We start from the raw sequence: 6,582 nt of genomic DNA, 5'->3' as shown, positions 1-6,582 counted from the left end.
CCGCGTCAGGGCAGCAGGTTGCCGCCATGCAGCCAGACCAGCACCGAGGCCACGGCGGCGACCAGCATGGACACCGCGGCGCGCACGGCCACGCGGTCGGCAATGCGCGATTGCAGCGCCAGCCCCAGCATGCCGGCAAAGGCCATGGACATGCCCAGCCGGTCGCCGGCCAGGGTGGCATCGTGGGGGGCCCAGTGGTAGACGGACGAACCTATGGCCGAACACGCCAGCCCCGTGAAGAACAGCGCGGCCAGCCAGCGCAGGGCCGGCGCCAGCGCCTGGCTACGCCGGTCCAGCAGCAGGCGCGCCCCCGTCACGGCAGCCCAGGCAAAGCCCAGGTTGCTGAGCACATCCAGCGCATGGGGCAGCGGCCCCCAGGCGCGCTGGTCGGCAAACGCGTGAAAGTCCTGGGGCTGCGGCACTGCAGGGCCAATCAAGGCGGCCAGCAGCAGCAAGGCGGCGCCCCAGTACAGCGCGCGCAGGGCGGCGGCCGGTGAAATCAATGTGGATGGCATGTGTTGCTCCTCGTGGAAAGTGTCGCGGAGTGTGGCGAGCCATCGGCCCTTCCAGCATCGTTTTTCTGCACCCGCCGCGCAAACCAGCACCTCGGGTATCGATAATCGCTACCCATGAGCACCACTGCCGACCTCGTCATCGCCCTCAAGAAGGAACTCAAGGCCGCCCAGATGACCTATGCCGACCTGGCGCGCGCCCTGGGCATGGCCGAGTCCAGCGTCAAGCGCATGCTGGCCAAGGGCGACATGCCGCTGTCGCGCATCGATGCCATCTGCCGCGCGCTGAGCCTGGACTTCGCCGACCTGGCACGCCGCGTGGCCGACAGCCAGCCGCTGCTGCAGGAGATGACGCCCGAGCAGGAGAACGCCGTGGTCGCCGACCGCAAGCTGCTGCTGATGGCCATCTGCGTGCTCAGCCAGTGGACGCTGGAGCAGATCGTGGCCACCTACCGCATGACCGAGGCCGAAGGCATCCGCTACCTGGCCCAGCTGGACCGCATCGGCATCATCGAGCTGCGCCCCGGCAACCGCTACCGGCTGCGCCTGGCCAAGACCTTCCGCTGGCGCGCGCGCGGGCCGGTGATGGAGTACTTCCGCGAGAACGCCGTGCTCGACTATTTCGGCGGCGGCTTCGACCAGCCGGGCGAGGGCATGCTGATGGTGCACGGCTCCATCGGCCGGCATCTGGCGCCCAGCTTCGTGGAACGCATACAGCGGCTGGCCCATGATTTTTCCCAGCAGCACCTGCAGGACCAGCGCCTGCCGCCGGGCCAGCGCGAGGGCTACACCCTGGTGCTGGCCATGCGCAGCTGGGAATTCACGGCGTTCACGGCCCTGAGAAGAGGCACTGTCTGACGGCGGCTGCAGGACGGCAGCCTGCGCTGCAGCGCCTGGCAACAAGGCTTCACCAAGGCGATACACAAGATTGCAAGACTTCGCGTCGCGGCAACCCGGGCTTGACGCAGCACTCGCACCATGCAGTCATGGATTCCCGTCACAGGGACTCCAGCCCGATGAACCAAGGACAAGGAGCCGCCATGATTTCCCTTCGCACACCGCTGATCGCCGCGACCGTGGCCCTGGCCGGATGGGCCGGGACCGCGCAGGCCCAGGCCAACGTGACCTACGCGGCGCCGGGTGCCGCCATCTCTGTGCAGTTCGGCGCGCCGCCCCCCATGCGCTACGAGGCCGTTCCGGCACCGCGCCGCGGCTATGTGTGGGCGCCGGGCTACTGGCGCCCGCAGGGCCACCGCCATGCCTGGGTGGCCGGCCACTGGGTCAAGGCGCGCCCCGGCTATGTGTACCGCCAGCCCGTGTGGTCGCAGCACGGTGGCCGCTGGGGCTACGCACCCGGCCGCTGGGACCGTGACCGCGACGGCGTGCCGGACCGCCATGACCGCCGCCCCAACAACCCCTACCGCCATTGAGGGGCGCTTGCGCCCGGCATGAAGCCCGCCCCATCGGCGGGCTTTTTGCTGAGCGCTGCGGCCATGCCCACACTGGCTTCATACCAACATATGCATATAAAAGTGGCTCATTAAGTTCTCAGGAAAATATGGGAATTGATTCACCGGATTTCCCTGCACACCATGCGCCCCTCGCTTTTCCGCTCCTGGATTCCCGCCGCCGCCGCGGCCCTGGCCGTCCTCGGCTCCACCGCAGCGGTGGCAGCCGATTCGGCGGCTTCGTGGCCGCACCAGCCCGTGACCATGATCCTGGGCTTCCCGGCAGGCTCGGGCGTGGACGTGATCGCGCGCGGCGTGCAGGAGCCGCTGTCCCAGCGCCTGGGCCAGCCCCTGATCATTGACTACAAGTCGGGTGCGGCCGGCAACATCGCCAGCGAGATCGTGGCGCGCGCCAAGCCGGACGGCTACACGCTGGCCTTCGGCACGGCGGCTACGCACGGCAGCAATGCGGCGCTTTACAAGAAGCTGCCGTTTGACGTGGAAACCGACTTCGTGCCGGTGGCGCCGCTGATCGATGTGTCCAACGTGCTGACCATCAATCCCAACGTGATCAACGTCAAGAACCTCAAGGAGTTCGTGGACGAGATCAAGGCCAACCCCGGCAAGTACAACTACGCCTCCACGGGCAACGGCGCGGGCACGCACATGGCCTTTGCCGAGTTCAATGCGCGCCTGGGCCTGAACATGGTCCACGTGCCCTACAAGGGCGGCCCCGAGGCCATCACCTCGGTGCTGCGCGGCGAGACCTGCTGCATCATGAACCAGGTCCAGACCGTGCTGCCGCACTACAAGAGCGGCAAGGTGCGCCTGCTGGGCGTGACCACGGCCAAGCCCGTGGAAGTGATCAAGGAAGTGCCCACCATCGCCTCCAGCGGCCTGACGGGCACCAAGGGCTTCGACAGCTCGATCTGGTTCGGCATCTTCGCGCCCAAGGGCACGGACCCGGCCATCGTGGCCAAGCTCGGCCAGGCCGTGCGCGAGGTGCTGGAGCTGCCCGAGGTGCGTGCGCGCTTCGAGTCCCAGGGCAACGCCATCCGCATCGAGACGCCCGAGCAGTTCAAGAAAACCGTGCACAACGACCGCCTGAAGTGGGCACAGGTGGTCAAAGACGCGAAAATCAGCATCGATTGATGCCGCGCGCGCCCGCAGGCCCTGCCCCGCTGGCGCGCCTTTCCTCGTGAGTTCCTGGTGAGTCTATGTCCCTGACCGAACCGGCAGCCCCGGCCCCTGCGGGCCTGGCTGCCCTTGAAGAACGCCTGCGCGACGACCTCGTCGCCCTGGGCTGGCCTGCCAAGGCCTGGATTCCTCCCTCCACCCGCGACGGCCAGCCCGTGCACGATGTCCTGGTCATCGGCGCCGGCCAGGCCGGCCTGGCCCTGTCGGCCGCGCTGTCCCAGCTGGGCATCGCGGCCGTTTTGCTGGACAAGGCCCCGCTGGACTTCGAAGGCCCCTGGGCCACGACGGCGCGCATGGAAACCCTGCGCTCGCCCAAGGAGCTGACCGGCCCTGCGCTGGGCCTGCCCTCGCTGACCTTCCGCGCCTGGTTCATCGCCCAATGGGGCCGCGAAGCCTGGGTCGCGCTGGACAAGATCCCGCGCCTGCAGTGGATGGACTACCTGCGCTGGTACCGCCGCGTGATGCGCTGCGACGTGCGCAACGGCCACCAGGTCACGGCCATCCGCCCGCAGGCCGACGGCACGGTCGAGGTCGATGTGACGGCCGATGGCGCCTCGCGCACCTGGCTGGCACGCCGCGTGGTGCTGGCCACGGGCCGCGACGGCCTGGGCGGCCCGCAGATCCCCGCCTTCATGCAGGGTGTGGACCGCAGCCGCTGGGCGCACTCCTCCGACGTGCTCGACTACAGCCGCCTGGCAGGCCTGCACGTGGGCGTGGTGGGCGCGGGCTCGTCGGCCATGGACAGCGCGGCCACCGCGCTGGAGAACGGCGCCGCCAGCGTGGACCTGCTGGTGCGCCGCAGCGACCTGCCGCGCATCAACAAATCCAAGGGCTCGGGCACGCCCGGCCTCACGCACGGCCAGTTCCTGCTGCCCGACGCCTGGAAATGGCGCATACGCCACTACATCAACGTGCAGCAGGTGCCACCGCCGCACGGCAGCACGCTGCGCGTCTCGCGCCACGCCAACGCCCACTTCAACCTGGGCTGCGCCGTGCAGAAGGTGGAGCAGGCAGGCGACAAGCTGCGCGTGAGCACGCCGCGCGGCGTGTTTACGCTGGACTTCCTGATCGTCTCCACCGGCTTTGCCATCGACTGGCGCCAGCGCCCCGAGTTCGCCGACCTGGCGCCCCATGTGCGCATCTGGAGCGACCGCTTCGTGCCCGAGACGGGTGCCGAGGACCAGGAACTGTCGGACTCGCCCGACCTGGGCCCGCTGTTCGAGTTCCAGGAAAAGACGCCCGGCGCCCTGCCCGGCCTGGACCATGTGCACTGCTTTTGCTATCCGGCCGCGCTGTCGCACGGCACGGTGTCGGGTGATATCCCCGCCATCAGCGACGGCGCGCGCAAGCTGGCCCAGGGCCTGGCCTCGCTGTTCTACCGCGAGGACCTGGAACACCACTACGCCCAGCTGCAGTCCTATTCCGAGCCCGAGCTCGACGGCGGCGAATGGACGCCCGCCGACCCCGAAGCCCGTGTGCGGGCCCTGGCAGACAAGACCTGAGATACCCATGACCACCGCCAACGACACCATCGACCGCCTGGCCGGCCTGACCGCCCAGTCCCCCGTTTTCGCCACGCGCCGCCAGCGCGACAAGGTGGCCATTGCCACCCAGGCCTGCGAGGACCTGCTGCTGGGCGACGGCCTGGCCGACAGCCTGTCGCGTGCCGAGCGCCTGGTGCTGGCCAGCGAGCAATGCCGCGTCAGCGGCGTCCAGGCCCTGGCCGATGAATACCGCCAGCGTGCCGAGTCCCTGGGCGACGCCCTGACGCCCGCGCTGCGCACCGTGCTGGCCCAGCCCGGCGCCCAGACCGGCAACGCCCGCCTGGATGCGGCCCTGCACTTCGTGCGCACCCTGGCCCTGCACCCGGCCGAAAGCGACCGCGCGGCCCTGCTGGCCATGCCCGAGTCCGGCCTGTCCATCGACGACACCGTGCTGGTGGCCCAGCTGGTGGGTTTCATCGCCTACCAGTTGCGCCTGTTCGCGGGCGTGCAGGCCATGGTCGCGCTGGGAGGCCAGGCCAGCGCACCGGCTGCCGAAGCCGCCGCCGCACCCTTCGTGCACCCCGCCAACCTGCCGCCACCGGGCGAGCCGCTGCGCCGCAACGGCTACACCAGCGAGACGCTGGACTGGACGTCCTGGCTGCCCGTGCTCGACCCTGCCACGGCCACGGCCGAGCAGCAGGCCGTGCTGGACCTGAGCCACCCCAAGGCGCGCACGTCGGACTTCTACCTGCTGCTGGCCCGCCAGCCGCGCGTGCTGTCGGAGCGCTCGCAGGCCTTCAACGCCATCATGTACGCGCCCGGTGGCCTGTCGCGCGCCGAGCGCGAGGTGGCGGCCACGGCCGTCTCGCGCTCCAACGGTTGCGTGTACTGCGCATCGGTCCACGCCCAGCGCTTCGAGCAGCTGGCCAAGCGCAACGATGTCATGGCCCAGATGTTCGACGACCCGGACACGGCCGGCACCAATGCGCGCGAACGCGCCATCATCCAGTCCTCGCTGGCCCTGACGCGCTCACCGGGCAGCTTTGGCGCTGCCCAGCTGCAGCCGCTGCGCGATGCCGGCCTCACCGACCAGGAAATCCTGGACATGCTGCATTCGGCCGCGCTGTTCGGCTGGGCGAACCGGTTGATGCTCAATCTCGGGAAAGAGAAGTACATCACCCCCTGAGGCGCTTGCGCGCCTTCCCCCTCTCTCGCACGCGGGAGGGGGACGACAGCCTCGCTGCGGGGCGGCCCTTGCTTGCTGTCCCCTGCTTTGGGGCCGCGCCGGTTTTATCCGCTGCGTCCAGCATGCGCACCACGTTCAGTACACGTCTCTTCTGTAACGGCCTTCGACGATCAGGTCTTCGACGGCCGTAGCGCCCAGGATGTCGGCCAGCGCGGCATCGACGCCTGCGGCCATGCCGTCGGCGCTGCCGCAGACGTAGAGCACGGCGCCGTCGGCGATCCAGTCGCGCAGGGGTTCGGCGGCTTCGCGCAGGGCGTCCTGCACGTAGCGGCGCCGGGCCTGGTCGCGGGAATAGATGAAGTCGGCACGCTCCAGCTTGCCGGCAGCCAGCCAGTTGGAGACCTCGGCCTCGCAGTACCCGTCATGGGCCCGCTGGCGTTCGCCGAACAGCAGCCAGTTGCGGTGGCGGCCTGCGTGCATGCGCGCCAGCAGGTGGCCGCGCAGGCCGGCATAGCCGGAGCCGTTGCCGATGAAGATGGCCGGAGCGTCGGGCTCGGCACCTGCCTCTTCACGCGGCTCGAAGGCGCGGTTTTCCACCAGTCTCATGGCCACGGACGTGCCCCGGGCCGCATGCGCCGTCAGCCAGCCCGACGCCACGCCCAGGCCGCCGTCATGGCGTGCCTGGCGCACCAGCAGCCGCACATGGCCGTCCTGCGGCAGCGAGGCGACCGAGTAGCTGCGCGGCAGCAGGGGCC

Annotated in this window: 6 protein-coding genes and 1 pseudogene; 5 read left to right on the top strand and 2 right to left on the bottom strand. The window is 69.6% G+C overall.

Features of this window, described 5'->3' with window-relative positions:
• Positions 1-5 precede the first annotated feature (5 nt).
• Complete coding sequence (locus tag L995_RS26660) at positions 6-515, bottom strand: hypothetical protein (protein ID WP_047474344.1); 510 nt, start codon at positions 513-515, stop codon at positions 6-8.
• 114 nt (positions 516-629) lie between these two features.
• Between L995_RS26660 and L995_RS26655 the strand changes: the two genes are divergently transcribed.
• The 5 genes from L995_RS26655 to L995_RS32480 all read left to right on the top strand — a co-directional run bounded on the left by L995_RS26655 (position 630) and on the right by L995_RS32480 (position 5,827).
• A complete protein-coding gene (locus L995_RS26655; protein WP_012202467.1) occupies positions 630-1,370 on the top strand; it encodes a helix-turn-helix domain-containing protein in 741 nt (246 codons plus the stop codon).
• A 182-nt stretch (positions 1,371-1,552) separates the two neighbouring features.
• A complete protein-coding gene (locus L995_RS26650) occupies positions 1,553-1,942 on the top strand; it encodes a YXWGXW repeat-containing protein (RefSeq protein WP_016450353.1) in 390 nt (129 codons plus the stop codon).
• Positions 1,943-2,104: 162 nt separating this feature from the next.
• Entirely contained in the window at positions 2,105-3,112 is a 1,008-nt protein-coding gene (locus tag L995_RS26645) for a Bug family tripartite tricarboxylate transporter substrate binding protein (protein ID WP_047474342.1), read from the top strand.
• Positions 3,113-3,177: 65 nt separating this feature from the next.
• Positions 3,178-4,659, top strand: coding sequence for a SidA/IucD/PvdA family monooxygenase (locus L995_RS26640; RefSeq protein WP_047474341.1), 1,482 nt, complete (start codon positions 3,178-3,180; stop codon positions 4,657-4,659).
• 7 nt (positions 4,660-4,666) lie between these two features.
• The gene (locus tag L995_RS32480) at positions 4,667-5,827 is read left to right on the top strand and encodes a CMD domain-containing protein (protein ID WP_082001640.1); all 1,161 of its coding nucleotides are present in this window, start codon (positions 4,667-4,669) and stop codon (positions 5,825-5,827) included.
• A 135-nt stretch (positions 5,828-5,962) separates the two neighbouring features.
• Here L995_RS32480 and L995_RS26630 read toward each other — a convergent pair.
• Positions 5,963-6,582 (bottom strand): annotated as a pseudogene (locus tag L995_RS26630) (nitric oxide synthase); the annotation flags it as partial.

Source organism: Delftia sp. ZNC0008, assembly GCF_000799035.1.
Lineage (GTDB): Bacteria > Pseudomonadota > Gammaproteobacteria > Burkholderiales > Burkholderiaceae_C > Comamonas > Comamonas tsuruhatensis.
The sequence above is the reverse complement of the archived record's forward strand: the minus strand, read 5'-3'. Positions and strand labels throughout refer to the sequence as shown.